The sequence below is a fragment of the Ruegeria sp. CE12 genome (genome assembly GCF_056537525.1).
The window spans coordinates 340,300-367,095 of the sequence record NZ_JBQFRS010000002.1; the positions used below are offsets into that span (position 1 = coordinate 340,300).

A 26,796-nucleotide genomic window follows, 5' to 3' on the forward strand; every position below is an offset into this window, starting at 1 on the left:
GAGGTAACGAGATGCGCATCTTTACCTTCTTACTGATGATCCTGTTTGCAGCCACGGCGCAAGCAAACCCGGATCAATGGCGTGGCGAGTGGCCTGATACCAATTTTGGAAAGACTAACATCGGGAGTTGGTCTGAGGTTCAATCGGGCGGTCCACCCAAGGATGGGATTCCGGCGCTAAGTGATCCGGCATTTGTGCGCGCATCGGGCAAATCAGGTCTCGCAGCGTCAGAACCTGTCATTACTGTCGAACTGTCAGGCCAAAGCCCACGCGCTTATCCCATTCGATACCTGATGTGGCATGAGATCGTGAATGACCGGGTTGGCGGAAAGCCGATCGCGGTGACCTATTGCCCGCTCTGCAATTCCGGCATCGTGTTCGATCGTCGTACTCCCCGCGGTGTGCTTAGTTTCGGGGTCAGTGGGAAACTGCGTAACTCGGACATGATCATGTATGACCGCGAAACCCAGAGCTGGTGGCAACAAGCCACCGGTGAAGCGATTGTCGGACGCTTGACAGGAACTCAACTCAAGGCGCTGCCTGCTTGGATGGAAAGCTGGGCAGATTTTCAAGAGCGTAACCCGAGCGGGCTTGTCATGGCTGAGCCGGACTTCAATCGCGACTACGGGCGCAACCCTTATCGTGGTTACGATACTTCACGCCGACCATTCCTTTATTCCGGCGAAATGCCTCCGCATGGCATTGATCCGTTGGAACGGGTGGTGCGCGTGGGCAATCGAGCCTGGCCGTTGACACGTCTCAGTCGCGAAGGAGAAGTGAGCGAGGCGGGTGTGACAATCAGTTGGGCGCCGGGGCAGTCTTCGGCTCTGGATACCAGCCGCATTGGAAAGGGGCGGGATGTCGGGTCAATCCGGGTGCGGGACGGTAACGGGCGCGATGTTGTCCACGACGTGATGTTCGCCTTTGCCTTCCATGCATTCTGGCCCAACGGGACGTGGATGATTGATCCCTGAGAGGGGTAAGCCCGCAGAGTTTCAAGAACCCTTAACTTGTTTGCTTGGGACGTTGACGCGCCTGCCCGGATAGACTGCGCCTTACGCGCGCCAGCATTCCATGTTCATTGATATGGCTCTTGTAGGCGCGATAGGATGGGGCTCGCGACAAGCATCTTTCTTCATGCCATGCCCGAAAATAGTAGATCCCATTTACCCCGAGCAGAGCAGTGCAATTCGCGATACCGGTCCAGAAATCAACCGCGATAAAAGGGATCGAAATAAGCCACCAAGTGATGTTTTTGCTTATATAAGACGGGTGCTTGCTGATGTTGTAGGGAAAGTCACATGCCAGCCCGCGATAGGTAAGATTTGAGAACCTGATCCCCATACGCGCGGCAGTCAGGCAGTAAATCGCCAGGAAGAAGAGGATCGTACTGCCCCATAAGACATAGAGCACCGGATAGTCCCACAGCCAATTGCCCCAGGCGAACCCTTCTTCGACATAGTTGAAGTAGTTGCGCGATAAAAGTTGCCAGAACGGAGCGTAGCAGATGATGCAGACCAGCCATCCGCTTACCGTGGCCTCAGTCCAGCGGATTTGAGAGATCAGCAGGCGTGTTGCCGTGGCATAGCCGATCACAACGATCGTCAGATCTAAAAAGAAGGCAAATCGGTAGAGATAGCGATAGGCTTCAGCGAAACTTGTTGAATCCCAAAGGGAACGGGTCTGCAGGAAAGACCAGTCGTAGACGAGATAGCAGAACATCAACGGCAGAAAGTACCCTTTGATCCCGAGGCCCAGTAGATGAACCTTCAGCCCGGGGGCATCAGTCGACTGACGACCAAAGGTCAGGACCACGCGTCCCAGGTGCCAAAGCCCGTCACGCGGATGCCGCATGGAAAAATGAACCGCAGTTACTGTCAGCAGGACAACAGCCAAGATCAGGCCCCAATAGTCCGCGAGCAGGGAAAAGAACGGCTGATACCAATCCCTTCGATAGATATCCGCAGTCAGATAAAACAGCGCCAGAAGTCCAAAACTGGCGGCCAGTCCGACAAGCTTGATCTGAAAGTCCAGAATGTACTGCGGATCTGAGAAGTTCTTGGGCCTGTAAACCAGACCGCTGCCCGGCTGGCGGTGGATCTTTGCGATGAATATCTCGGACAGGGCGAGCAAACCAAATATCGACAGGGCAAACAGCACTGTCTGATCCCGATCCGATACCCCTGGCATGTCAGGCCATAGGTAATGCAGGATTGGAATTGCGGTAATGGCGATCACACCGGTTGTAGCCGGGATCGCCGATGCGGGGCGTTTAAAGCCGGGGCGGGAACTCATGAACTTGCTCTCTTGCACATGCGAATGGATTTTCGCGGCTTAATTCCGGATTTCAACACACCAGAGCGCGAAGGTCCAATTCTTGTCTCGGGTGTGACTTGGTGAAGTCAAAGAAGCTGTCCGTTTGGGTGGACCAGAGTTTGCCGAATTTCCAAAAAAAAAGACGCTGCCAATTCGGCAACGTCTTCGTGGATTTATCGGTCAGAGACTTTGCTACTCGTCAGATGCCATCACCTTCCAGATTAGCGCGCCAACGGCGCCGCCGATCAACGGAGCGACCCAGAACAGCCAAAGCTGTGCCATAGCCGGGCCATCTGCAAACAGCGCCACACCTGTCGAACGTGCGGGATTTACGGATGTATTCGTCACCGGGATTGAGATTAGATGTATCAGTGTCAGGGCCAGACCGATGGCTATCGGAGCAAAACCGGCGGGAGCCCGATCAGATGTTGCACCGAGAATGATCAGAATGAAAAATGCGGTCAGGACAATTTCGATCACCAGAGCCGACATCATCGAATAGCCCTCTGGTGAGGCCTCGCCATACCCGTTTGTCGCAAAGCTGCCGACACCCTCAAAACCCGGTGCGCCGCTGACGATCAGATACAAGACTGCTGCAGCAGCGATTGCACCGATGACCTGAGCGATCCAGTAAGGCAGAAGATCTTTCGCCGGAAACCGTCCACCGATCATCAGACCAAGACTGACAGCAGGGTTGAAATGTCCGCCCGAGATATGTCCGACGGCGAAAGCCATGGTCAGAACCGTTAGGCCGAAGGCAAACGCGACGCCCAGCCAACCGATACCAACATCAGCGACACCTGCCGCCAGAACCGCACTGCCGCAGCCGCCAAGAACCAGCCAGAAAGTGCCGAAAAATTCAGCCAGAAGTTTTGATGACATTGAAAGTCCTCCACAAAACAATGGAGTTAAGGTTAATTCAAAAAACACTTTTTGTGAAACTGTGCCTGATGGGGAGTTTTTGCGCGTTGTCGTCAATTGCGTAAATTGTGTTGCTCAGAACGGTGTTCTGAGCCTTTGTACGAAACCTGCATCAAGCATATTTGCGGGTGGTTGCATGTCTTGGCGGAGCTGATTGACAGATAGACTTTATGCCGACGTCACTAGATTATTAGTGCGTATTCACGCCTAGTTCGCAGGCCAAATCTTCGATCGCATCCCATATCCTGCGCGGTATCCGTAAAGGTTGGTTTTGCGAAGCCGCAAACAGGTTTCGTTCGCGTTCCCCCGGCACTTCAACAACGTCGTGCCCCTTTGCCGGTGCCGAGCTGCGAATTTCAGATAGTATCTCTTCGGCAGCGATCTGCATCGATGGGGACGTGTTGTACCGACGACAATCGAGAGCCAGTACCAACCAGTTGATCTCACCCTCCAGTACCGGGCCAAGCATCGCTTCGCCGATCAATTCCGCAATCAACGCCAAGCCATATCCCAGCGGGCCACCTTTGGGTAGGATCGCTCCGCCATCAAAATAGTCTTCGGGATTTCGCGTTGGTTCACCATCGCGGTTCACGATCAAACCGTCAGGGAGTTCTACACCCGCAGCACGTGCGGCATAAATCCAGCCGCCAGCAGCTTGTGAGGTTGCGATGTCGATCACAACCGGGCCCTGTTCTCCGCCTGGCATTGCGATGCAGTAGGGGTTGGTTGGAAGCAGCGCTGTGCGCCCTCCATAAGGGGCTACCATACGCCAGCGTTTGCGATTGCCTCCGCCAATTGCGATGGAGAGGCAACCTTTTCCGGCTGCTATTTCACCAAACGCTCCGAGCCGTCCCGTGTGTCCGGCACCGAGAACCGCAACAGTTGAAATGCCCCTGTCGATCGCGGTCTCTGCTGCCAGCTGGTGCGCCATTCGCATTGCGGGGATGCCGATACTGCCACGCGCATCGACGGTAAGGCGGCCACTATCGCTCTTCTTGATCTCAGGTTTCGCACCGGTGTTCAGCGTACCGTCCAACATCTCTCGGGTGTATTGCAGCACACGTACGATACCATGGGATTCGACCCCGCATCGATCAGCTTCCACAAGGTGCTTTGCCACTTCTTCCGCAACCTCGGGCGTGGTGCCAGCTGCTATGAAAAGCGCCTTTGCTGTCAGAGTGGCTTGTTCGGGGGAGACCTCGATCCGATCATCAGCTTGAAGTTTGCCCACTGTGCCTCCTGCAACACTCTGTTCCGGATTCGGAGTGATTGCCTCTGACGGTTACACATCTAAATCGGAACTGCAGTAATTTTCGAGCAAGCTCCGATGCATCTGTATCGAACAAAAAAACACCGCAGATTTCTCTGCGGTGTTTGAAACGATTGGGATGTCAGCTGGATTACTGGCTGACTTCGGCTGCCGGGTTTGCGCCCGACTTGCCGCTGCGGCCCGGATTCAGGGGGTCGTCCTGACGCTGAACCGAACCTTCGAAATGTGCGCCGCTTTCGATGGCGATGGTCTTGTGGATGATGTCGCCTTCGACGCGTGCTGTCGAAGTCAGGCGTACTTTCAATCCACGCACGCGGCCAACGATACGACCGTTGATTACGACGTCATCAGCGGTAACTTCACCCTTGATGGTCGCGGTTTCACCGATGGTCAACAGGTGCGCACGGATGTCGCCTTCGACAGTGCCTTCAACCTGAATGTCTCCGGTGGTCTTGATATTACCTGTGATATGCAGGTCAGAAGACAGTACCGACGCCGGTGGCTTTGGCTTGGGCGCAGTGCTTGCCTTTGTCTCAGCAGGGGCAGGGGTTGCCGGAGTTGCCGGAGCGGCGGGTTTGGCCGCCTCAGAAGCCTTGGGTGCGGGCTCGTTCATTTTGCTCTTAGAAAACATTTCTCGCAGCCTTGATGTAAGTCATTGGATTTACAGGTTTACCATTCACGCGTACTTCGTAGTGCAGGTGCGTGCCGGTCGACCGTCCGGTGCTACCCATATCAGCAATATGATCGCCGCGCGAGACCCTTTGACCGACCTTTACACGGATCTTGGTGTTATGAGCGTAAAGAGTCTCAATCCCGAAGGCGTGCTTGATCTTAACCAGCCTGCCGAAACCGGATTGCCAGCCTGCATGGGTTACAACGCCATCTGCTGTCGCAAAGATGTCGGTGCCGGTTGCACCAGCGAAATCAGCGCCATTGTGCATTCGGCGGCCCCCCGTCTTAGGGTCGCGTCGGGTGCCGAAGCCACTGGTAAAGCGCACGGCCGCACGCACCGGACTTGCAAAGGGGGCCTTTTCTGCAGCGATCCTGTACAGGTTCAACTGATCCATTTGCTGTAGCAGAGTATTCGCACGCACTTCGTCGGCAGAAAGCTCTGCCTCTTCACCGCGCGTGCTGAAGGATAAAGGGGTCAGCGGACCGCCCATACCGCTATATCCGCGCCGGACCTCTTCGATGATGCGATCTGTTGGCATGCCAGCCTGCCGGAACATCTTATCCAGCGGCTCGACCGAGATCACCATAGCTTCTTCCAGCTGACGGAAAATCTCGTCGCTGCGCTCCTGCATCAGCCGGATTTCAAGCTCAAGCTCATCGCGCTGCTCCAACGCATCCTGGGCGTTCGCGGCGATCTCGTCGCGTTCAAGTGCAGTGCGTGCCAGCGCATCTGTCATGAACGCCATCTGCGCAGGATTGGCCGAAGCCACCATGTACATCTCGTCGCTGTCTGTTTCCTGCTGGAGCTCGGCGAGTTCAACCCGTGCCTCTTCACGCTGCTTCATAGTCGCGCGGAGGGTGGTTTGAATAACTTCGATCCCGGTTTCCAGTTCGCGACGCCGGTTTTCCGACTTGAGCAACTCGGATTGCATTGCCGAGATTTGCTCCAGTGCCGCGTTGAACCGATCATGCGCAGCCAGTGCCTCTTCGGCGCGCGCGTCGCGTTCTGCGGACAGTATGTTGAGACGTTCCTGATAGGTCGCCTGGTCGCGCTTGGCCTGATCGCGGAAATTCCCAGATCCGATACTGTCCATAAGCAATATTGCCGTTGAGACAGCGGTCCAGCCCACCATAACGGCAACGCCAGCAACAGCTGCGATCTGAGTTTCCGAACTCAGACGGATGAACCGCGTGTCATTATCGGACTTTAAAAATACCCGGCGTTCCGGAAAGTGCCGCTCGAGCAGTGAGTGTAGTTTGATTGCCAGACGTGTTCGCACGCGTCTTTACCTCTCATCCCCTGTTCGGGACCGGTCATGAGTGGGTAGCCGTCCCTTGGGCCGATTGCATAAAGGCCAAGTCGCGTTTGGGCAAGTTTGTTAACAATCAGGTCCGCCCGGACAGAGAATTACCGCACGGCATCGGCAGGAAATTGCCGATCTGAGGGAGGAATATCAGTCCTTCACAACCCCAGGTGGTGGCATATCATCCGCCAGTGGCCAGTAGAAATCCGGAGGCAATCCGGCCTCGGCGCGTTTCTCTTCATTAAAGGGCGGTTTGAGCGCCCCGTGAAAATAGCGACGTACGAGCTGATGAAACACATCTTTCGGGTCGGCGTTTTCCCGACCGCACAAAAAATGGAACCACTTTGATCCATATGCTACGTGGCCAACCTCTTCGGCATAGATGATTTCCAGCGCTTCAATCGCCTGTTTTGCATCAGCTTTGCGGAATATGTCGATCATGCCGGGGGTTACATCCAGCCCACGCGCCTCAAGCACCATCGGCACAACTGCCAGCCGACCCATCAGGTCTTCTGCGGTGTCTTCAGCTGCGCGCCACATGCCGGCATGGGCGGGAAGGGCGCCATAGTGGCTGCCCATTTGTTCCAGACAGTCGCACACCATTTCAAAATGGCGCGATTCCTCTTCGGCGCACTTCACCCAGTCGTCATAAAACCCGATAGGCATGGGCACATGCCCGAACCGGGCGATGATGTCCCAGTGCAAATCCACAGCATTTAACTCGATATGTGCAACTGCATGCAGCAGAGCGATCCTGCCCGCTTCACTCCCGGGGCGGCGTCTTGGAACATCGCGGGGCGACAACAGCTCGGGACGATCAGGCCGCGCCGGATTAAGCGGAGGAGTTGCCGTTCCGACTTCGATCGGCTCAGAATCGCCTTTTCTGGATTCGAACCACGCAGCCGCATATTTCTTTGACAGGGCGGTTTTCGCCCTGCCGTCCGCGGTGGTCAGAACCTCGGTCGCCATCTGAGTCAGTGTTTTTGGCACGGGTTTCCTCCGCCAATCGCTGTTCGTGGCGGGTGATAAACCGGATCAAGCCAAGGGTCGAGAGGACTGTGAACTTGACCGTTAAAGCGCCTGAACAGCTTCCAGCACTTCCTCGACATGGCCGGGTACTTTGACCTTGCGCCAGACGCGGGCGATCTTCCCCTCTGCATCGATGATGAAGGTCGAACGTTCGATCCCCATGGAGGTTCTGCCATACATCTTCTTTTCCACCCAGACGCCGTAATCTTCGCAAACAGATGATCGCTCGTCTGACAGCAAGGGCGTCGTCAGGCTATGCTTGGCGACGAACTTGTCATGCTTTGCGACGCTGTCACGCGAGATGCCAAAAACCTGAGCACCCGCGTCGGCAAAGGATTGAAGTTGTTCCGAGAAACCGATGGATTCCTTGGTGCAGCCCGGCGTATCATCGCGGGGATAGAAAAACAAAACGACGGTACCGCCGCGCAGATTCGACAAGGTCACTTCTCCGCCGCCATCGCGGGGCAAAGTGAAATCGGGGGCGGTGTCTGAAACGTCGGGCATTGGAAACTCCGGCAAAGGTTTTTAATTGATGCTCGACATCATAGGGCGGCGTAGTCGGTTTGAAAGGCGTGGATAGCAAATTGATCCAGCAAGATCAGGAAGGTGCTGCGCAGGCAGAACAACAGCCGCGCCGCCGATCCCGTCGGCGCAGGGCTGGTCTGTGGACTTTGCGCGGCGTTGTCCTGTTGTTGTTTCTCGCGCTGTTCACGGGATTTATGGTGGTTGGTCAGCGGCTGCATGCACCTGAGTGGCTCAGCGATCGCGTCGAAGCGCGTCTTGAGCGGGCCTTAGGTGGTTTGCAGATCAGGTTCGGTGACGTCAGCTTTATCATTCACGAAGGCTGGCGACCCCGATTGCGACTCACGGATGTGACCGTGAGCGATGCGGCGGGACAGCAAATCGCTCAGGTCGCAGATGTACGTGCAAGTCTGGCGATGAGGCCGCTGTTGCGCGGCCAGGTGCGCCCCAAGCGCATCATCCTGAACGGAGCGCTGATTGCATTGACGCGCGGTCCCGATGGCGCGCTGTCGCTGACCGTCGGATCTGGAAGCACGCCTTTGCAGGAGGCACCGAATTTTGCACAGCTACTGGAAGGCTCGGACAGGATATTCCAATCCCCGGCATTGTCGGCCCTGACTTCGGTCGAACTTGATGCAATCACTCTTGATTACAAGGATTTGCGACTGGGTCGGTCGTGGCTTCTGGATGGTGGGCATATTCAAGCCAACCGCAATGACAACGAAGTACGTTTGGCAACGGGTTTCTCGGTACTGGCAGGGCGCGACTATGTCAGTTCAATCGAAGCCAATTATACGAGCACACTGGGCTCACCCGCGGCCCGGTTTGGCGTATCAATCACCGACTTGCCTGCCGAAGATATTGCCGGGCAGACCCCGGCTTTGGCATGGTTGCAGGTGCTCAACACGCCAATTTCCGGGGCATTACGAGGCAGCATTGATGCGCAAGCGGCTTTGGGTCCGGTCTTTGCGACCCTGAATCTGGGCGCTGGTGCAGTGCAACCGAACCCCGAAATTAAGCCTGTGCCTTTTGAATCCGCGCGCACGTATTTCACCTATGATCCGGTCGGTCAGGTTCTGGATTTCAACGAGGTCTCGATCGATTCAGCCTGGGGGTCTGTGCAGGCTGAAGGCAAGGCTTTTCTGCAAGGCGTTGATAGCGGCTTGCTAGAGAGCATGGCGGCACAATTTCGTCTGATCGGTATTCGTGTGAATCCGGCAAATCTGTTCACTGAGACCCTGGAACTGAGACGCGCTGATCTGGATTTTCAGATGAAGCTAAATCCGTTTCGGGTGCAGTTGGGACAGGTCACGATCGAGGATGGTGCGCATCGATTGCGCGCTTCGGGAAACTTGGTCGGTCTGACCGAAGGCTGGAGCGTGGATCTGAATGCGAATATTGACCAGATGCCATCTGAACAGGTTTTGCAATATTGGCCGCCACGGCTTGCACCCAAACCGCGTATTTGGGTGACTGAAAATCTGTATCAGGGTGAAGTATCTGACATGGATTTTGCACTCAGGTTGCGACCACAATCTGAACCCGACATTTATCTGGATTTCGATTTCGATAAAGCTCGCGTTCGGTTTGCCAAGACATTGCCTCCTGTGGAGGATGCTCAGGGTCAGGCAAGCCTGATTAATGACCGCTTTACGGTGACGGCTCAAAAGGGCGTCGTTATCGCAGACGAGGGCGGATCAGTTGATGCATCCGGCACGTCCTTCATCATCCCGGATGTGAGTATCAAGAAAACGACACCCGGTATCGCCCGGATTGTTGCAAACGGTAGCGTTACAGCGGCGCTTTCGTTGTTGAACCGGGCTCCTCTCGAAGTGATGACCAAAGCCGGTTTGCCAGTTGATTTGGCCAGTGGCCGGGTTGGCTTGGTAGGCACACTGTCTCTACCGCTGAAAAAGAAGCTGAAATTTGAAGAAGCGGAATTTCACTTCACAGGAAGTCTCGATGACCTGGCGAGCGATAAGCTGGTTCCCGACGTCAGCGTCAGCGCAGAAACTCTGCAATTGAGCGGAGACCAGACGCAGGTCAGCATTCAGGGGAATGGCTTCTTTGGGGTGGTGCCGATTCAGGCTCGTTGGCAACAACCGATCGGAGGCGAAGAGCCTCAGCGCAGCGAACTGACAGGACAGATCGAGTTATCACCTCGGTTAATGGATGAACTCAGAGCAGGGCTGCCCAAGGGGATGTTAACCGGGCAGGGTACGGCAGCACTCCGATTGGGGATTGGCGCGGGCGAGCCGCCAAAGTTGTCCGCGGAATCCGATTTGGTCGGAGTGGCGCTGGCCATCCCTGAGCTCGGCTGGCGGAAAGGGGCAAACAGTAGTGGCAGCCTAACGGCAGAGGCCACATTGGGTGACCAGTTGCGTGTGGATTCGCTCAGGCTTGATGCAGCTGGCCTCAGAACGGTCGCGTCGATATCGTTCCGGGATGGTGATGAGTTGGATCGTGTTCAGTTCAGTTCGTTTGAGCTGGGTGAATGGCTGGCCGTACCGGCAGAGCTGATTGGGCGAGGAGCCGCGTTGCCGGATATTCGTGTTCTCGGTGGCGTCATGGATCTGGGAAAGGCGACCTTTGGAAATGGAACGGGTGGCGGAGGCAGCTCTGGGCCGGGACCAAAGCTTGAGGTTGCACTGGATCGGCTGCAGGTCACCGAAGAGGTTGCCCTAACAGGGATGCGGGGTGCGTTTGAAACCACAGGTGGTCTTCGGGGGCCATTCTCAGCGCGGGTGAATGGAAAAGCAGCGATCAACGGTCAGGTATCCCCTCGTGGCGGTCGAAGTGCGGTGACCCTTACCTCGAATGATGCAGGTGCGGTTCTGAGTTCTGCCGGGCTTTTGACGCAGGCAAGAGAAGGTAACCTGCGCGTACAATTGGATCCGATTGCCGAAGCCGGGAACTATGATGTCGACCTAAAGATCACCGATACCCGTATCAAGGACGCCCCGGCGATGGCTGCTTTGCTTAATGCCATCAGCCTGGTTGGCTTGCTGACCGAGATGGCGGGGCAGGGCATCTATTTTTCGTCCATCGACAGCAAGATGCGGATTACACCGACCGAAGTGAAAATATTGAGTGGCAGTGCGGTAGGCCCGTCAATGGGCCTATCCTTTGATGGCACTGTGGATACGGTCAGGCAGACGCTGAACCTGCGCGGGGCGATATCACCGATATACCTGGTCAACGCGATTGGCAGTGTTCTGACGCGAAAGGGTGAAGGGATATTTGCATTCAACTATACATTAACGGGGCCGATTGGCTCCCCTCAGGTTTCGGTAAACCCACTATCCGGACTCGCCCCACTGTTTCTTCGCGATCTGATGCGCGGACCACGACCCACGGTTTCTGACGGGCCTAACGCTCAGCCGCAGAGTCCAGATGGAACTCAACCCACTCAGGGAACTCGCGGTGAGGATCGGTAAGTCAGGCTGTGGCCGAATCTGTCAGAGCCCTGTAATGCGCCGCCATGCAACTGAGTGACTTTGATTTCGACCTGCCCGAAGACTTGATCGCGACGCGGCCTGCCAGCCCGCGCTCCTCTGCGCGCCTGCTGGTGGCAAATGGGGGTGAGATCACGGATCAGCAGGTTTTGGATTTGCCCAATTGGCTGCGCCCGGGTGACCGTCTTGTCCTGAACGATACACGGGTGATTCCTGCGCGACTGAATGGGCGTCGCCATCGCAATAGCGCGCAAGGGCCTGTCTCGGCAGCCATTGAGGCGACTTTGCTTGATCCGCAATCTGATGGCACATGGGCGGCACTGATCAAACCGCTTAAGAAAGTGAAGCTTGGCGAAGAGATCGTTTTCTCGGAACGGCTGAGTGCGACGCTGGAACGGGTCGAGGACGGACAAGCCTGTTTGCGTTTCAATCTGCAAGGCGATGATTTCGACGAAGCGCTTGAACAAGCAGGCGCAATGCCTTTACCGCCTTACATCGCGGCCAAACGACCTGCGGATGAGCAGGACAAGACAGACTATCAAACTGTTTGGGCGCAGAATTCCGGAGCGGTCGCAGCCCCAACCGCATCGCTACATTTTGATGAGGCGCTGTTGCATGTGCTGGGCGAACGCGGGGTGACTTTTACACATGTTACCTTGCATGTAGGAGCAGGGACGTTCCTCCCGGTCAAGGTCGAGGACGTCACCACACACAAGATGCATGCCGAATGGGGGCGCGTCAGCGAACAGGCCGCCGAGGAAATACGCGCGACCAAAGCCGCCGGTGGACGGGTTATTCCCGTAGGTACGACTGCACTGCGTCTGATCGAGAGCGCGGCCCGCAGCGGCAGTATTCAGCCGTGGGAAGGCGAAACCGATATCTTTATCTATCCGGGTTTCGAGTTTCATGTGACAGACGCGCTGATGACCAACTTCCACCTGCCGAAATCGACGTTGCTGATGCTGGTGTCGGCGCTGATGGGGCAGGATCGGGTCAACGACATCTACACGCATGCCATCGCTAGGAAATATCGTTTCTTCTCTTATGGAGATGCGTCGCTTTTGATGCCTTGAAAGCCGTGTTTTCCGGATCGCGCCTTTAGAATGTCGTAGACAAGCGCGACCAAAGGGTTTTTTGATCTCAAGACGTACAACACGTCGGCAATTCCGGGTGGCAGCATGCTTCAGGTTCTTTCCAGCGCTTGGGCGCTTCTTCTTGGTATGGGATTGCTGATGGTCGGCAACGGCCTTCAGGGTACGCTGCTGGGTGTGCGGGGTGAGATCGAGGGTTTCTCGACTCTGCAGATGTCATTCGTGATGTCGGCTTACTTTGTCGGTTTCCTTGGCGGATCGCGCCTTGCGCCTGAGATGATCCGGCGCGTAGGGCATGTACGCGTGTTTGCGGCACTGGCGTCTTTCATCTCTGCCGTGATGATCATGTATCCGATGCTGACCGACCCGATTGCCTGGTCACTTGGGCGCGTTGTGATCGGGTTCTGCTTTTCCGGCGTGTATGTGACAGCTGAAAGCTGGTTGAACAATGCCGCAAGCAATGAAAACCGTGGGCAAGCGCTGTCGCTGTACATGATCGTTCAGATGACGGGTATCGTCAGCGCGCAGGCACTTTTGTTGATAGGCGATCCCGCAGGTTATGAGACATTCGTGATCGCATCGATCCTTGTCTCGGTTTCTTTTGCACCAATTCTGTTGTCGATTTCACCAACCCCTGCATTTGACACGACTAAACCCATGACCTTGCGCAAGCTGATGGAGACATCTCCGTTGGGTTGCGTTGGCATGTTCCTGTTGGGCGGCATTTTCTCGGCCCAGTTCGGGATGAGCTCGGTTTACGGCGCTCAGGCTGGTTTGTCGCTTGTCGAAATCTCGACGTTTGTAGCCTCGTTCTATGTGGGCGCAGTGTTGCTGCAATATCCGATTGGCTGGATTTCCGACCGTATGGATCGACGCATCCTGATCCTGCTTGTCGCTGTCGTAGGGGGCTGTGGAGCTTTGATCGGCATGTTCTTCGGTGCCACTTTCACGATCCTGTTGGCAGGCGCATTCCTGATCGGTGGCATGACCAGCCCGCTCTATTCGCTGCTGATTGCCTATACCAATGACTATCTTGAGTATGACGATATGTCCGCAGCCTCTGGCGGCCTGATCTTCATCAACGGGCTTGGTGCGATTGCAGGCCCGCTCATTACGGGTTGGTTGATGGGTGAAGGCATCGTGGGACCTGCAGGCTTCTTCCTGTTTATTGCGACCCTCATGTTTATCATGGCGGTTTATGCGCTCTACCGTATGACACAGCGTGCCTACGTACCTGTTGATGAGACCAGTTCGATTGCTTCCATTCTGCCTACTTCGTCACCAGTTGCACTTGAAGTGGCGCAGGAGGTTGCAATCGAAGCTGCGCAGGATGAACCGGATGCGCAAGAACCTGCCTGAGCGCCGGATTTGTGTCGCAAATGTTGCAATATGTTACTGTAACAATTCTGTAAAACGGACTTAAATGACCTTACGTCCCTGGGGAGGGCAATTACGGAGTCAAGGGCATGGTAGGTCCTGAAGAAGTATTGAGTTTTTGGTTAGATGAAGTTGGCCCCGAGGGGTGGTATCTGCAGGATGAAACGCTTGATGCGCAAATCCGTGAACGGTTCCTCGAAACATGGGAAGCGGCGTGCGAGGGCAGGTTCTCGCTCTGGCTGACATATCCCAGCGGCTCACTGGCGTACATCATTCTGATGGACCAGTTCCCGCGCAATATGTTTCGGGGTAGTGGAAAGGCGTTCTCGTCTGACAGGGCAGCTTTGACAGCCGCGAAATGTGCGGTCGACAAAGGCTGGGATCTGAAGATTGACGAGCCGGCACGGCAGTTCTTTTACCTGCCGATGATGCACTCGGAAAACCTGTGTGATCAGGAACGCTGCGTGCGGCTCATGTGTGAGCGGATGCCGGAAAACGGCGCAGGCAACCTATTGCATGCACGAGCCCACCGCGAAGTGATCCGCAAGTTCGGTCGGTTTCCATATCGGAACGAGGCGCTGGAGCGTCCGACAACCGAACACGAGGCGGCATATGTCAGCAGCGGTGGTTACGGCTCAACTGTTCGCGAGTTGCAGGGGGCCGCGACCTAGGTCGCGGGCTCACAGCCTCGAATAACAAGAATTCGATCGGTCACGACATCAGCCGAAGTGCTAATGGCGTGATCGATAAGTTCTTCGGGTTTTTCTGCTAAACCCGCAAGCTGCGACTGGGTAGTCTCCAGTTTGGTTTCCAGATCATTCAGCCGCTGCAATGTGGCATTCAGTTTCTGACTGACTACACTGTCCAGTGTACCATCCTGTGCGCGAATAGCCGCCAAATCGTTGCGCACGGCTGCAAGCTCTCCCCGAATACTCTGCGCCTGCTCCCGCAGAGGCGCCACCAGTTGCAGGTTCTCAGCAAACCCATCCCGGATACTCTCGATCGATTGGCTAAGTTTCAGTCCCAGAAACAGGCACAAGGCCACAAGGATCAAAGTTGCGTTCAAAAGGGCGAGCACTAGATCTTTGAGCGTTTTGGCCATGATACGCCTTTCGGAAATCTAAGAGAATGAAATACCCGGTGGTCCGGGCACCTCTGTTCTAGCTATTGGTGCATCTCGGGTATAGGCTCAAATCTGTGTAATTCAGACACGCTGACCCCGCGTCATATATGTCGCGGGAACGGACATTGATGAGTTTGAAAAAATAGTTTAACGGTAAACTAGTTTTCAATCGACCTGCGCCGAGAGGTACACATGGCTGCACAATCCTTTGATCTGATCGTAATCGGGGCAGGGCCCGGTGGCTATGTTGCTGCTATCCGCGCGGCCCAGCTGGGACTGAAGACAGCCGTGGTCGAACGCGAGCATCTGGGTGGGATTTGTCTCAACTGGGGGTGCATCCCAACAAAGGCGTTGCTGCGATCTGCAGAGGTGTTTCACCTCATGGAGCGTGCCAAGGATTTTGGTCTGAGTGCTGACAAGATTGGTTATGATCTCGACGCTGTGGTCAAACGTTCGCGTGGGGTCGCCAAACAGTTGACCAGTGGCGTTGGACATCTGCTCAAAAAGAACAAAGTCACTGTTGTGATGGGGGAGGCAACAATCCCAGCCAAAGGCAAGGTCAGTGTCAAAACCGATAAGGGTACCGAAGAACTGACGGCAAAGAACATCATTCTTGCAACCGGCGCCCGTGCCCGCGAACTGCCCGGGCTTGAGGCTGACGGTGATCTGGTCTGGACCTACAAGCACGCTCTGCAGCCACCGCGCATGCCCAAGAAATTGTTGGTCATCGGCTCAGGTGCAATCGGTATCGAGTTTGCAAGCTTCTACCACACCTTGGGTGCTGACACGACCGTGGTCGAGGTGATGGACCGCATCCTTCCCGTCGAAGATGCCGAGATCAGCGCATTCGCCAAAAAGTCTTTTACCAAGCAGGGCATGACCATCAAAGAAAAGGCAATGGTCAAGCAGCTGGATCGTGGCAAAGGCAAAGTCACAGCGCATATCGAGGTCAATGGCAAGGTCGAGAAACACGACTTTGACACCGTGATTTCTGCAGTTGGAATCGTTGGTAATGTCGAAAATCTCGGCCTCGAGGCGCTTGGTGTCAAAATCGACCGCACTCACGTTGTGACAGATGAGTTCTGTCGCACCGGTGTCGAGGGTCTTTATGCCATCGGTGATATCGCTGGTGGGCCTTGGCTGGCACACAAGGCCAGCCACGAAGGGGTCATGGTTGCCGAATTGATTGCAGGCAAACACGCACACCCGGTCAAACCGGAAAGCATCGCAGGCTGCACATATTGCCAGCCGCAGGTCGCCTCGGTCGGTTACTCGGAAGCTAAGGCCAAAGAACTGGGCTACGAGATCAAGGTTGGCCGTTTCCCCTTCATCGGTAACGGCAAGGCCATCGCTCTGGGTGAGCCCGAGGGCCTGATCAAAACCGTATTTGATGCCAAAACCGGTGAATTGCTGGGCGCGCACATGATTGGCGCAGAAGTCACAGAGTTGATACAGGGCTATGTGGTTGGTCGCCAGCTTGAGACCACCGAAGAAGACCTGATGAACACCGTCTTCCCACACCCGACCTTGTCCGAGATGATGCACGAAAGTGTGCTGGACGCCTACGGCCGTGTGATTCACATGTAAGTTTGGGATGATCCCAAGGGAAAAGGCACCGCCACATCGGCGGTGCCTTTTTTGTTTACTTATTCAAAGCATCCAGAATGCGCGCCCACGAGCGGATACCCTTGTGGAAGCTCTTTACGTCATACTTTTCGTTCGGTGAGTGGATAGCGTCATCGTCGTTGGCATAGCCGACCAACATCGAATCCAGTCCCAGAACCGTATCGAAGTAGCCGACTACGGGGATCGAGCCGCCCATGCCGGTGAATACAGCCTCGCGATCCCACTCGTCGGACAGTGCGCCGCGCGCGGCTTCGAATTCGGGGCGGTCAAGGTTCATGACAGAAGCAGGGGAGCCTTCGAGGTCATTGTCCCAAACAACCTTCGCGTCGGGGGACAGCCGCTCTTCCACGTGTTTGCGGATCTTATCGCGCAGGGCATCCGGGTCCATGTCACCGACCAGTCGGCAGGTGATCTTGCAGTGCGCTTCTGACGGGATCACCGTTTTGGATCCGGCACCATTGTAGCCACCCCAAAGGCCGTTCACTTCCAGCGTTGGGCGCGCCCATTGCTGTTCAAGTGTGGAGTAGCCTTTTTCGCCGTGGGGTTGGGTATACCCCACCGAGTTCAGGTATTCAGCTTCGTCAAATCCGCAACCTTCCCATTGGCGCAGCTGCTCGGCTGGAACTTCGTGAACACCTTCGTAGAACCCTTCGACCGCAACGCGTCCGGTTTCGTCGTCATAGAAAGAAGCGACAATCTTGGATAGCTCACGAAGGGGGTTCAGGCCCGGCCCACCGTAGTGGCCGGAGTGCAGGTCGATACGGGGGCCGATGATTGTGAACTCATCCTTCAGCATGCCGCGCAGTTGCGAGGCGATCGAAGGAACGCCGCGCGAGACCATCGAAGTATCGCAGACGAGGGCCAGATCAGCTTGCAGTTCTTCCTTGTTGGCTTCGAGGAACGGCACCAGCGACGGAGAGCCCGATTCTTCTTCTCCCTCAAAGAAGAATGTGATCCGGCAGGGCAGTTTACCGTGAACTGCCCTCCAGGCGCGGCAAGCCTCGACAAAGGTCATCAACTGGCCCTTGTCATCCGACGAGCCGCGGCCGCGAATGACTTGCCCGTGTTCGGTATCTTCCAACGCAGGGTCAAACGGATCACGGTTCCACAGATTTAGCGGATCAACCGGTTGTACGTCGTAGTGGCCATAGAACAGCACATGTGGCCCATCGCCATCATCACCGACGTGCCCAACCACCATGGGGTGGCCGGGGGTTTCACGCTTTTCCGCCTTAATGCCAATGCTTTGCAAATCTGCGACCAGCCAGTCTGCTGCCTGATCAACGTTCTCCTTGAAGGCTGGATCAGTTGAGATGGACGGTATGCGCAGAAACTCCATCAACCGGTCGATGGAAGTGGTCAGATCGGTGTCGATCCTGCTCAGAACAGCGTCAAGCGACATAGGCTTCTCCTGAATGGATGTGAATTTGCGCGGAGCCTAGCAGCGCTGGCGGTGTCGTCCAGTGTGTATCGGCGGGAATTGGGGTATACTGTCGGAAATAAGGAAAGCGCCGTAGAACTACCTGCGTCGTTTCCTCGCGTCTTATAGCCGTAACTTTACTTGTCCGGGGGCGTGTTAAGGGATAATTGATGCAAATCAAAGTTAGGTCCCACTGATCAGCAGTAGGTAGTTGATACAGAGGAACGCAAAGTCGTACTAATGGTCTAGGCCAGGAGATACGACGAACAAAGTGGTCCGGTTGTGGTCAAAACAATCCGGACATCGAAGGAGGGTCCGTTGGACTACACTGCTCAGCTCGATTCAGCGATTGCCAGGCTGCATGAAGAAGGACGTTACCGGACCTTCATCGATATCGAACGTCGCAACGGCCATTTCCCTCACGCCGTTCGGACCCGTCCAGACGGTTCGCAGCAGAATATTACCGTATGGTGCGGCAACGACTATCTGGGCATGGGGCAGCATCCCGTCGTCCTGAACGCAATGCACGAGGCCGTTGATGCCGCGGGTGCAGGGTCGGGCGGCACACGCAACATTTCTGGCACAACTGTCTATCACAAGAGGTTGGAAGCTGAGCTCGCGGATCTGCATGGTAAAGAGGCTGCGCTTCTTTTCACCAGTGCCTATATCGCAAACGATGCGACGCTGAGCACGCTACCTAAGCTGTTCCCGGGCCTGATCATCTATTCCGACGCGCTGAACCACGCCTCGATGATCGAAGGTGTGCGTCGCAATGGTGGCGATAAGCGAATCTTCCGCCACAATGATGTCGCGCATCTGCGTGAACTACTTGAGGCCGACGATCCTGCAGTGCCCAAGCTGATCGCTTTTGAATCTGTCTATTCGATGGATGGTGACTTTGGTCCGATCGAAGAAATTTGCGATCTGGCAGACGAATTCGGCGCGCTGACCTATATCGACGAAGTGCACGCGGTCGGCATGTATGGCCCGCGCGGCGGTGGTGTAACCGAGCGTGACCGGCTGGCGCATCGTATCGACATTATCAACGGAACGCTGGCTAAAGCATACGGCGTGATGGGTGGCTATATCGCCGCCAGCGAAAAGATGTGCGACGCTGTACGCTCTTACGCGCCGGGCTTCATCTTCACCACGTCTCTTCCGCCCTCGGTTGCTGCGGGTGCTGCTGCCTCCGTTGCCTATCTCAAAGGTGCATCGGAACTGCGGGAACAGCATCAGACGCAGGCCAAGGTGCTCAAGCTGCGTCTGAAAGGGATGGGCTTGCCGTTGATTGACCACGGCAGTCACATCGTTCCGGTGATTGTCGGCAACCCGGTACACACCAAAATCCTCAGTGACAGGCTGCTGGATGATCATGGAATTTACGTTCAGCCGATCAATTTCCCGACCGTTCCTCGCGGGACTGAACGCCTGCGCTTTACGCCGTCACCTGTACACGGGCCCGGCGAGATGAACCGTTTGATCCAGGCGATGGACGAACTTTGGTCACATTGTGCGCTAAATCGCGCCGAACTTGCCGGTTAACCTCACGCCAAAGTGTGCAACACGTTTGCCGCGTGTTAAGCTTACGCTAACAAACAAACAGACGAATCGTTATGGGGACGATTCGCTGTTCGCGCTAAGCACGCGGCAGGCAAAATGGGGCAGCAGGGATGATTGGGCGCAGGACACAGCGCGATTCCGAGGAAGACGTAGACGTCAGACCAAAGGGTTTCGACGACTTCGAAGTACGGCTTGGTGACATGATGCGCGGCGAGCGGGCAACCATGGGCAAGTCGCTACTGGATGTTCAGCGCGAACTGCGGATCAAAGCCAACTACATCGCTGCCATCGAAAATGCTGATCCTGATGCATTTGACACACCCGGCTTCATTGCCGGGTATGTTCGTTCTTACGCCCGCTATCTGGGGATGAACCCGGATGATACCTTTGCTGCCTTCTGTCAGGAAAGTGGATTTGAGGTCGCGCATGGCATGTCGGCAGAGGCTTCGGTTGTAAAAAAGGCAACTGGCGATCTGCCAAACCGCGGTCCTATGGGGCGCGATCCGTTCATCTCTCCCAACACACCATACCTGCCCGGCAATGAATCGGTTTTCAGCCATATTGAGCCTCGCGCAATCGGGTCGTCTCTCGTCCTTCTGGCGCTGATCGGTGGGATTGGATACGGCGGTTGGTCAGTGCTGAACAAGATTCAACAGGTACAGGTGGCGCCAGTTGAACAGGCCCCGGTCGTGCTGTCGGATCTTGATCCGTTGCACGAAGCGCAAAGCCGTTCGCAGGAGCCAGAGATAGCCGGGTTGGAAAGCCCGAGTGCAGAAGCGCTTGACCGCCTCTATCGACCGCAGGCGTTGGACGTACCCGTTCTTGTTGCCCGTGATGCGCCGATATCGACGCTTGATCCGCGTACGGTAGGCACCTTCAGACCTCCAGAGATTCCTGAAACGCAGATTGCCGATGTTCACACGGTCGAACGCCCTGCGTTGCCGCAGGTTGTAGAGAAACTTGATACTGCACTGCGGATTGTTGCTGTTGATCCAGCTTGGATGCGTGTTCGAGCGGCAGATGGTAGTGTGATTTTTGAGGGAACTCTTGGAACTGTTGAGCATGGCAACACCTTTGAGGTGCCTTTGACAGAAGAGCCACCTCAATTGCGCGCTGGTGCTGCAGGTTCGGTTTATTTCCAAGTAAATGGCAAACACTATGGGCCTGTCGGCGCGCCCGGCACAGTAGCTAAGGGCGTTGTGTTGTCCAAAGACTCGGTGTCCGAGCAGTTCATCGTGGCCGATCTCGAAGCAGACCAGAACAGTGCGCTCAAGCAATTGGTCGCCGAATTGCAAACTCAGGCGACAGAAGCGCCCGCCGAGTGATCTAACCATTGCGGTACCCCGGTCGCCGAACTATCTAAGGCGCAACCTAGGCAGACGCGGACCGGTTTTCATGTCTCTCAATCACGTACGTCCCTGGCGCGATATCTATCGCCGCAAATCCCGCCAGATCATGGTTGGGAACGTCCCGGTTGGGGGTGATGCGCCCATTGCTGTTCAGACCATGACCAACACGCTGACGACAGACGTGGCCGGAACCATCGCACAGGTTCAGGCAGCAGCTGAGGCAGGCGCGGATATCGTGCGGATTTCGGTGCCGGATGAGGCGTCGTCAAAAGCACTAAAAGAGATCGTGCGCGAAAGCCCCGTTCCGATCGTCGCTGATATTCATTTCCACTATCGTCGTGGTATCGAGGCTGCTGAAGCCGGCGCTGCCTGCCTTCGCATCAACCCGGGTAATATCGGTGACGAAAAGCGTGTGAAAGAAGTCATCAAGGCTGCACGAGACCACAACTGCTCGATCCGCATCGGCGTGAACGCGGGCAGTCTGGAAAAACATCTGCTGGAAAAATATGGCGAACCGTGCCCTGAGGCGATGGTCGAAAGCGGGCTGGAACACATCCGCATTCTTCAGGACAACGATTTCCATGAGTTCAAGATCAGTGTGAAAGCCAGCGACGTATTCCTGTCAGCGGCGGCTTATCAGGGTATTGCTGAGGCGACAGATGCACCGATACATCTGGGGATTACCGAGGCAGGGGGACTGGTCAGTGGTACGATCAAATCTGCCATCGGGCTAGGCAACTTGCTTTGGATGGGCATCGGGGACACGATCCGTGTCAGCCTGTCGGCCGATCCTGTCGAAGAGGTCAAGGTGGGTTTCGAGATTCTCAAATCTCTGGGTCTGCGTCACCGCGGCGTCAACATCATCTCTTGCCCGTCCTGCGCGCGTCAGGGCTTTAACGTCATCAAAACCGTTGAAGAGCTGGAAAAGCGCCTTGAGCACATCAAGACACCCATGAGCCTGTCGATCATCGGTTGTGTGGTGAATGGTCCGGGTGAGGCGCTGATGACCGATGTTGGCTTCACCGGCGGTGGGGCAGGGTCTGGTATGGTCTATCTGGCCGGTAAGGCCAGCCACAAGATGTCGAACGATCAGATGATCGACCACATCGTTGAAGAGGTCGAGAAAAAGGCGGCAGAACTCGATGCTGCCAAAGAGGCAGCCGAGTAAAGCACAGCTTATTCAGGGCGTCGCCCGCGACCCGCGATGCAGATCAAGTGACTGCTGGCATCTGTTGCGTTGCGCAGTGAATGCCACCTCCCATCTCACCCAACGTGTCGACGTTAAGTGTGATGATTTCGCGGCCAGGGTAGTGCCGGGAAATCGCGTCCTGCGCGATCTGGTCGGTTTCACGATCACCGAATTCGGCAACGATTACCGCGCCATTGCAAACGTAGTAGTTTGCATAGGATGCGACAAATTCCTCATCATCGATGCGGCGCTCAACAGGTTCGGGGATGACATCTACTTGTAGCCCGGCAGCCACAAGTACATCATGAGTGTCCAGAGCCGCCATATGGAACGGGTCGGCAGGATCCGGATCATCCGGCAGGTTGATCAGGACACGCCCAGGGCCGGTAAACCTCGCCAGACTGTCGATGTGGTAATCAGTAATATCCTCGTCCCAAACGCCTTCGGACCAGATCATGCGATCGGCCCCGTATGCCTTCAGCAGTAGCGCTTCAATTTCATTGCGCGACATCCCCGGGTTACGGTTGTTGTGTACCCAAGAGCTCTCATGCGCCATGAGCAGGCCGTGGCCGTCTTGTTCAATGCCACCCCCTTCACCGATCAGACCGGATTTGAGGAAGGGCAGGCCCAGGTGTTCGGAAACACGTCGGGCGACTTTCGAGTCATTCGTGTTGATCTGCCTCTCGCCCCAGCCGTTGAACTGGATATTTGTGATGGCGAGATCACCGTTTTCATTAACTACGAAAATCGGTCCAGAATCGCGGCACCAGAGGTCGTCGGTAGGAATGTCCCAAAGCTCAACGCTGGCAGAGAGCTTTTTGCGTGCCGATGAATGATCTTCCTTCGCAGCAAGCAGAGTGACGGGTTCAAAATCGGATATCGCATTCGCGATATCAGCGATCGTCTGCTGCGCCATTTTCCGGAAAACCCTGTCAGAGTGCACCCTGCGGTTCGCCGGCCACTGCATGAATGTACGCTGATGCGGGGCTTCCTCAGGCGGAACGAAATAGCCGGTGACAGGGTTTGCGCTGAGGATACCTGGGCGTGTCATGAGGCCGAATGCTCCGCTGGCAAGCAACATTTCTCTTCTGTTCATCGCTATCTGCCTCTCAAGATCAACAGATTTGTTTGTGCAATCCAGCGGGCTGGCTGCATATACACCATCCAGGCCTGGTAAGTTCTCGCGATGGATAAGGGGCGGGGTGTCCGCCCCCTCTCAATCAGCTTTGATCAGCGCGAACGCCGTCGGCGATTTGCTGCATCTGATCTGCAGTCAGATAACCGCGCAACATTTCGGTTCCGAGAACAAAAGAGGGCGTGCCTGAAATTTTCATCTTTTGCGCCAGTGCGCGGGTTTGAGCGATTTCGTTGTTTACTTCGTCACTGTCCATGGCGGCAATGATCGCATCGCTGTCCAGCCCCAGACCATCCGAAATACGACGCAGAGTAACCTCGGAAACATCGCCACCGAATTCCATCAACGCATCGTGCACCTGTTTGTATGCATCATCGCCAGCAACGTTCTTGGTGGCCACGGCAAACTGCGAGGACAGCAGGGACGCTTCGCCAAGGATCGGGAATTCCTTTATTACCAGACGGATGTTGCCGTCCTCTGACAACAGGCTCGAGACTTCTGGTACCGCTCGGCGACAATAGCCGCAGCGATAATCCATGAACTCGACGAGAGTGATATCACCATCAGGATTGCCGCCTACCCAGCTATATCCATCATTGAACAGTTCATCCGCATTCGCTGCGACCAGTTCCTTGTCGGCGACGGCTTCGGCGGCAGCCTGCTGTTGTTCGAGAATGGTGATCGCTTCGACGATAACGCTGGGGTTTTCCAGCAGATACTCGCGGACCTGTTCGCCAAAAGCAGCTTTCTCCGCATCGCTCATCGAGTTGAGATCCAGCGCCGCCGCAGGGCTGGAGATCAGGGAAAGCCCCAGAAGGGCCGGTGCAGCATGTCTGAGGATCATTTCCGTTTCCTTTTCTCTTTCTTTGCTCGTTCCGAGGCAATCAACACATCTTGCGCCCTTTGCCAACCCGGAGAGCCCACGGGCAATTGCCCGACAGCACGTTTTGCATGGATGCCTGCATCGGCCAACCGACCTTGCAAAGCATATCGTTCTGCGGTGACGGTCGATGCCATCCCGTTATTGCCCACCTTAGAATAGGCAGAACCCAGATCCTGCATTAGTCGCGCGTTTCGATAGTCTCTTGCACGAGCCTTTTCAAGGGCTTGCAGGGCGTTCTTCGTCTGGCCATCGCTCAGCAGCGCGCGACCATAGCCAGCCAGAATGAGCGGGTCATTGGGCGCAAGCTCTACTGCTTTACCATAGGCGTCAACAGCTTCTTTAACCCGACGGTTTTCCAGCAAGATCTGGCCTTTGAGCTCGTAATAGAACGGATCGTCAGGACGAACCTCGAGGGCGCCATCAATCGCAGCACGTGCACTCGCCAGATTTCGGTTCTGGTGATGTGCAGCTGCTTCGCGCATCAGGCGGATATCTTGCGCTGTTTCTTCTTTGGAGCGCCGCAATGTCCATCCGGGGCTGCGCAGAAATGCTGATAGTTTGCCTTTCACACGGGCAAACCAGTAGTCGGCATTCGGGTTGGACTTGGCCCTATCAGAAAACTCTTCCAAAAAGGCTTCGGCGGCACGCAAACGCTCGCGACTGGTCGGATGCGATCGCATGTACGGGTCCTGATTTATCGTACTCAACAACTCCTGACCCGCGAATTTCCGATGCAGCTCGACCATGCCGATCGGTGAAATCTCTGCCCATCGCAGATAGCTGGCAGCGCTTCGGTCAGCTGAAGATTCTTCGGCCCGTGTATGGCCCAGAAAGCTGCGTAATGCAGAGGACGAGGTTCCAGCTGCGATACCCGCTGCGGCTTCGCCACCACCTGCAGCTGCAGCGACCAGAGCGAGTGCCAGACCCAGTTGGGCATTTCGCTGAGCTGCTCTAAGGTTCTCGGCGCGCCGGGCCAGATGACCGTTGGCGATATGGGCGGCTTCGTGGGCAATAACGGCCTGCAGCATCTCGGGGCTGTCAACCGCCAGAATGAGGCCGTAGTTCACATAGATCGTGTTGTAGTCGATGACGAAGGCGTTGAAAGTACTGTCGTTTACGACAAGGACCTGTACCCGGTTGGTGTTCAGCCCAGCCGCGCGAAGGATTGGAAAGGCGAGTTCTCGTAAGCCATGTTCAATATCCGGATCGCGTATCAGGCTTTGCGCATAGCTTTGAGCCGCCGTTGCCATCCACATGCCAACAGCCAGTATCAGAGCCGGGATTGACGCCAGCCTGGATACGCGTTCAAAAGCCATGGCTGCAACATGGGAGATGGGCATGAGAAACTCAACCCGGTCCGGGGTCGATCCCTTCATCGTGATGGACGTGATGGAGGCTGCACGAAAAGCAGAAGAGGACGGGCGCCACATCATTCATATGGAGGTTGGTCAGCCAGGAACAGGCGCACCCAAAGGGGCGGTGCAGGCGCTGGCCAAGGAAATGGAGCAAGGACCGCTGGGCTATACAGTAGCGTTGGGTCTGCCTGCATTGAGACAGCGGATCGCCCGGATGTATGGCGATTGGTACAATGTCGATCTGAACCCTGAGCGTGTTGTTATCACACCGGGGTCTTCTGGCGGCTTTCTGCTGGCATTTACAGCGTTGTTCGATAGCGGTGATTGCGTAGGCATCGGCGCGCCCGGCTATCCGTCTTATCGCCAGATTCTCAAAGCGCTGGGGCTGGTGCCTGTCGATCTGCCCACCGCACCTGAAAATCGGCTGCAGCCAGTGCCAGCAGATTTTGCTGGTCTCGATCTGCAAGGGCTCATGGTCGCTTCGCCAGCCAATCCAACTGGCACTATGCTGGACCATGCCGCGATGAGTGCGCTGATCGAAGCGGCGCAAGGGCAGGGAGCATCGTTTATCAGCGACGAGATTTATCACGGTCTGGAATACGAGGCCAAAGCGGTCACCGCGTTGGAACTGACGGACGAATGTTATGTGATCAACTCGTTCTCAAAGTACTTCTCGATGACCGGATGGCGTGTCGGTTGGATGGTCGTTCCCGAAGATCAGGTGCGCGTGGTAGAACGTATTGCCCAGAACATGTTTATCTGTGCCCCACACGCCAGTCAGGTCGCGGCACTGGCCGCGATGGATTGCGACGAAGAACTGCAGGGCAATCTGGATGTCTATCGCCGGAATCGTGAATTGATGCTCAAGGGTTTGCCCCAAGCCGGATTTACCAATATCGCGCCGCCGGATGGGGCATTCTATGTTTATGCGGATGTCTCGGATCTGACCAATGACAGCCGCGCCTTTGCCGCCGAGATTTTGGAGATGGCAGGCGTTGCAGTGACACCGGGTCTGGATTTCGATCCCGAGCGTGGACATGAAACGCTGCGCTTCTCCTACGCACGTTCAACTGCCGATATCGAGGAAGGCCTGGAACGTCTGCGCGTTTTCATGGCTGAACGCGGTAACGTTGCACTGAGTAACGCTTGACGCCAAAAGCGTTCACAAAACCATGTCGGTGCTATAGGCTTTGCGCCGA

At 55.8% G+C, this 26,796-nt stretch carries 22 protein-coding genes; 10 read left to right on the forward strand and 12 right to left on the reverse strand.

All coding sequences use genetic code 11. From position 1 onward, the window contains the following. Window positions 1-11 precede the first annotated feature (11 nt). Window positions 12-974, forward strand: coding sequence for a DUF3179 domain-containing protein (locus ACR0IO_RS06510; RefSeq protein WP_480740236.1), 963 nt, complete (start codon window positions 12-14; stop codon window positions 972-974). A gap of 31 nt (window positions 975-1,005) precedes the next feature. On the opposite strand, the gene ACR0IO_RS06515 is transcribed toward ACR0IO_RS06510, so the two are convergent. The 7 genes from ACR0IO_RS06515 to ACR0IO_RS06545 all read right to left on the reverse strand — a co-directional run bounded on the left by ACR0IO_RS06515 (window position 1,006) and on the right by ACR0IO_RS06545 (window position 8,016). Continuing rightward, complete coding sequence (locus ACR0IO_RS06515; RefSeq protein WP_480740238.1) at window positions 1,006-2,295, reverse strand: hypothetical protein; 1,290 nt, start codon at window positions 2,293-2,295, stop codon at window positions 1,006-1,008. A gap of 213 nt (window positions 2,296-2,508) precedes the next feature. After that, entirely contained in the window at window positions 2,509-3,198 is a 690-nt protein-coding gene (gene aqpZ, locus ACR0IO_RS06520; protein ID WP_155150999.1) for an aquaporin Z, read from the reverse strand. 229 nt (window positions 3,199-3,427) lie between these two features. Next, window positions 3,428-4,468, reverse strand: a complete 1,041-nt coding sequence (locus ACR0IO_RS06525) for an Ldh family oxidoreductase (protein ID WP_480740240.1) — start codon at window positions 4,466-4,468, stop codon at window positions 3,428-3,430. A 169-nt stretch (window positions 4,469-4,637) separates the two neighbouring features. Next, window positions 4,638-5,138: a bactofilin family protein gene (locus ACR0IO_RS06530; protein WP_155150996.1), complete on the reverse strand. Its 501-nt coding sequence runs from the start codon at window positions 5,136-5,138 to the stop codon at window positions 4,638-4,640. After that, on the reverse strand, window positions 5,128-6,459 hold the full coding sequence (locus ACR0IO_RS06535; protein ID WP_480740242.1) for a DUF5930 domain-containing protein: 1,332 nt from the start codon (window positions 6,457-6,459) through the stop codon (window positions 5,128-5,130). The genes ACR0IO_RS06530 and ACR0IO_RS06535 overlap by 11 nt, the downstream gene beginning before the upstream one ends. 174 nt (window positions 6,460-6,633) lie before the next feature. Further along, a complete protein-coding gene (locus ACR0IO_RS06540; RefSeq protein ID WP_480740852.1) occupies window positions 6,634-7,452 on the reverse strand; it encodes a ferritin-like domain-containing protein in 819 nt (272 codons plus the stop codon). 102 nt (window positions 7,453-7,554) lie between these two features. Next, entirely contained in the window at window positions 7,555-8,016 is a 462-nt protein-coding gene (locus ACR0IO_RS06545; RefSeq protein ID WP_480740243.1) for a peroxiredoxin, read from the reverse strand. Window positions 8,017-8,084: 68 nt separating this feature from the next. Between ACR0IO_RS06545 and ACR0IO_RS06550 the strand changes: the two genes are divergently transcribed. From ACR0IO_RS06550 to ACR0IO_RS06565, 4 genes are all read left to right on the forward strand, one after another. Next, window positions 8,085-11,471, forward strand: coding sequence for a YhdP family protein (locus ACR0IO_RS06550; protein WP_480740245.1), 3,387 nt, complete (start codon window positions 8,085-8,087; stop codon window positions 11,469-11,471). 44 nt (window positions 11,472-11,515) lie between these two features. Then, window positions 11,516-12,562, forward strand: a complete 1,047-nt coding sequence (gene queA, locus ACR0IO_RS06555; RefSeq protein WP_480740248.1) for a tRNA preQ1(34) S-adenosylmethionine ribosyltransferase-isomerase QueA — start codon at window positions 11,516-11,518, stop codon at window positions 12,560-12,562. Window positions 12,563-12,667: 105 nt separating this feature from the next. Beyond that, complete coding sequence (locus tag ACR0IO_RS06560) at window positions 12,668-13,939, forward strand: MFS transporter (RefSeq protein ID WP_155150991.1); 1,272 nt, start codon at window positions 12,668-12,670, stop codon at window positions 13,937-13,939. Between the two features lie 107 nt (window positions 13,940-14,046). Further along, window positions 14,047-14,628 (forward strand): DUF924 family protein, encoded by a 582-nt coding sequence (locus ACR0IO_RS06565; RefSeq protein ID WP_480740251.1) that lies wholly within the window; start codon window positions 14,047-14,049, stop codon window positions 14,626-14,628. Here the strand turns inward: ACR0IO_RS06565 and ACR0IO_RS06570 are convergent. Further along, window positions 14,625-15,059 (reverse strand): hypothetical protein, encoded by a 435-nt coding sequence (locus ACR0IO_RS06570; protein WP_480740253.1) that lies wholly within the window; start codon window positions 15,057-15,059, stop codon window positions 14,625-14,627. The two genes, ACR0IO_RS06565 and ACR0IO_RS06570, sit on opposite strands and share 4 nt — an antisense overlap. Window positions 15,060-15,272: 213 nt before the next feature. On the opposite strand from ACR0IO_RS06570, the gene lpdA reads away from it, so the two are divergent. Next, a complete protein-coding gene (gene lpdA / locus ACR0IO_RS06575) occupies window positions 15,273-16,667 on the forward strand; it encodes a dihydrolipoyl dehydrogenase (RefSeq protein WP_480740254.1) in 1,395 nt (464 codons plus the stop codon). A gap of 55 nt (window positions 16,668-16,722) precedes the next feature. Here the strand turns inward: lpdA and ACR0IO_RS06580 are convergent, their stop codons facing one another. Then, entirely contained in the window at window positions 16,723-18,108 is a 1,386-nt protein-coding gene (locus ACR0IO_RS06580) for a dipeptidase (protein ID WP_480740256.1), read from the reverse strand. A gap of 336 nt (window positions 18,109-18,444) precedes the next feature. Here ACR0IO_RS06580 and hemA point away from each other — a divergent pair, with 336 nt between their 5' ends. The 3 genes from hemA (at window position 18,445) to ispG (ending at window position 22,203) form a co-directional block, all read left to right on the forward strand. Further along, window positions 18,445-19,668 carry a 5-aminolevulinate synthase gene (hemA, locus tag ACR0IO_RS06585; RefSeq protein ID WP_155150981.1) on the forward strand — a complete coding sequence of 408 codons (1,224 nt, stop codon included), beginning with the start codon at window positions 18,445-18,447 and terminating at the stop codon, window positions 19,666-19,668. 128 nt (window positions 19,669-19,796) lie between these two features. Further along, window positions 19,797-21,011, forward strand: coding sequence for a helix-turn-helix domain-containing protein (locus tag ACR0IO_RS06590; RefSeq protein ID WP_480740258.1), 1,215 nt, complete (start codon window positions 19,797-19,799; stop codon window positions 21,009-21,011). Window positions 21,012-21,081: 70 nt separating this feature from the next. Next, entirely contained in the window at window positions 21,082-22,203 is a 1,122-nt protein-coding gene (ispG, locus tag ACR0IO_RS06595; RefSeq protein ID WP_480740259.1) for a flavodoxin-dependent (E)-4-hydroxy-3-methylbut-2-enyl-diphosphate synthase, read from the forward strand. Window positions 22,204-22,246: 43 nt separating this feature from the next. Here the strand turns inward: ispG and ACR0IO_RS06600 are convergent, their stop codons facing one another. From ACR0IO_RS06600 to ACR0IO_RS06610, 3 genes are all read right to left on the reverse strand, one after another. After that, window positions 22,247-23,320: an agmatine deiminase family protein gene (locus ACR0IO_RS06600; RefSeq protein WP_480740261.1), complete on the reverse strand. Its 1,074-nt coding sequence runs from the start codon at window positions 23,318-23,320 to the stop codon at window positions 22,247-22,249. Window positions 23,321-23,444: 124 nt separating this feature from the next. Continuing rightward, entirely contained in the window at window positions 23,445-24,203 is a 759-nt protein-coding gene (locus tag ACR0IO_RS06605; RefSeq protein ID WP_480740263.1) for a DsbA family protein, read from the reverse strand. Beyond that, window positions 24,200-25,582, reverse strand: a complete 1,383-nt coding sequence (locus tag ACR0IO_RS06610) for a M48 family metalloprotease (RefSeq protein ID WP_480740265.1) — start codon at window positions 25,580-25,582, stop codon at window positions 24,200-24,202. The genes ACR0IO_RS06605 and ACR0IO_RS06610 overlap by 4 nt, the downstream gene beginning before the upstream one ends. Here ACR0IO_RS06610 and ACR0IO_RS06615 point away from each other — a divergent pair. Further along, complete coding sequence (locus tag ACR0IO_RS06615) at window positions 25,581-26,747, forward strand: pyridoxal phosphate-dependent aminotransferase (protein WP_480740267.1); 1,167 nt, start codon at window positions 25,581-25,583, stop codon at window positions 26,745-26,747. The two genes, ACR0IO_RS06610 and ACR0IO_RS06615, sit on opposite strands and share 2 nt — an antisense overlap. Window positions 26,748-26,796: the final 49 nt, after the last annotated feature.

What these genes read in the sequence shown, in the direction of transcription:
- queA (WP_480740248.1), top strand. Translation starts at nt 11,516, where the DNA reads ATGCAACTGAGTGACTTTGATTTCGACCTGCCCGAAGACTTGATCGCG.
- ACR0IO_RS06510 (WP_480740236.1), top strand. Translation starts at nt 12, where the DNA reads ATGCGCATCTTTACCTTCTTACTGATGATCCTGTTTGCAGCCACGGCG.
- ACR0IO_RS06590 (WP_480740258.1), top strand. Translation starts at nt 19,797, where the DNA reads ATGATTGGGCGCAGGACACAGCGCGATTCCGAGGAAGACGTAGACGTC.
- lpdA (WP_480740254.1), top strand. Translation starts at nt 15,273, where the DNA reads ATGGCTGCACAATCCTTTGATCTGATCGTAATCGGGGCAGGGCCCGGT.
- ACR0IO_RS06540 (WP_480740852.1), bottom strand. Translation starts at nt 7,452, where the DNA reads ATGGCGACCGAGGTTCTGACCACCGCGGACGGCAGGGCGAAAACCGCC.
- ACR0IO_RS06560 (WP_155150991.1), top strand. Translation starts at nt 12,668, where the DNA reads ATGCTTCAGGTTCTTTCCAGCGCTTGGGCGCTTCTTCTTGGTATGGGA.
- ACR0IO_RS06615 (WP_480740267.1), top strand. Translation starts at nt 25,581, where the DNA reads ATGAGAAACTCAACCCGGTCCGGGGTCGATCCCTTCATCGTGATGGAC.
- ACR0IO_RS06530 (WP_155150996.1), bottom strand. Translation starts at nt 5,138, where the DNA reads ATGTTTTCTAAGAGCAAAATGAACGAGCCCGCACCCAAGGCTTCTGAG.
- ACR0IO_RS06570 (WP_480740253.1), bottom strand. Translation starts at nt 15,059, where the DNA reads ATGGCCAAAACGCTCAAAGATCTAGTGCTCGCCCTTTTGAACGCAACT.
- ACR0IO_RS06580 (WP_480740256.1), bottom strand. Translation starts at nt 18,108, where the DNA reads ATGTCGCTTGACGCTGTTCTGAGCAGGATCGACACCGATCTGACCACT.
- ACR0IO_RS06600 (WP_480740261.1), bottom strand. Translation starts at nt 23,320, where the DNA reads ATGAACAGAAGAGAAATGTTGCTTGCCAGCGGAGCATTCGGCCTCATG.
- aqpZ (WP_155150999.1), bottom strand. Translation starts at nt 3,198, where the DNA reads ATGTCATCAAAACTTCTGGCTGAATTTTTCGGCACTTTCTGGCTGGTT.
- ACR0IO_RS06605 (WP_480740263.1), bottom strand. Translation starts at nt 24,203, where the DNA reads ATGATCCTCAGACATGCTGCACCGGCCCTTCTGGGGCTTTCCCTGATC.
- ACR0IO_RS06515 (WP_480740238.1), bottom strand. Translation starts at nt 2,295, where the DNA reads ATGAGTTCCCGCCCCGGCTTTAAACGCCCCGCATCGGCGATCCCGGCT.
- ispG (WP_480740259.1), top strand. Translation starts at nt 21,082, where the DNA reads ATGTCTCTCAATCACGTACGTCCCTGGCGCGATATCTATCGCCGCAAA.
- ACR0IO_RS06610 (WP_480740265.1), bottom strand. Translation starts at nt 25,582, where the DNA reads ATGCCCATCTCCCATGTTGCAGCCATGGCTTTTGAACGCGTATCCAGG.
- ACR0IO_RS06545 (WP_480740243.1), bottom strand. Translation starts at nt 8,016, where the DNA reads ATGCCCGACGTTTCAGACACCGCCCCCGATTTCACTTTGCCCCGCGAT.
- ACR0IO_RS06565 (WP_480740251.1), top strand. Translation starts at nt 14,047, where the DNA reads ATGGTAGGTCCTGAAGAAGTATTGAGTTTTTGGTTAGATGAAGTTGGC.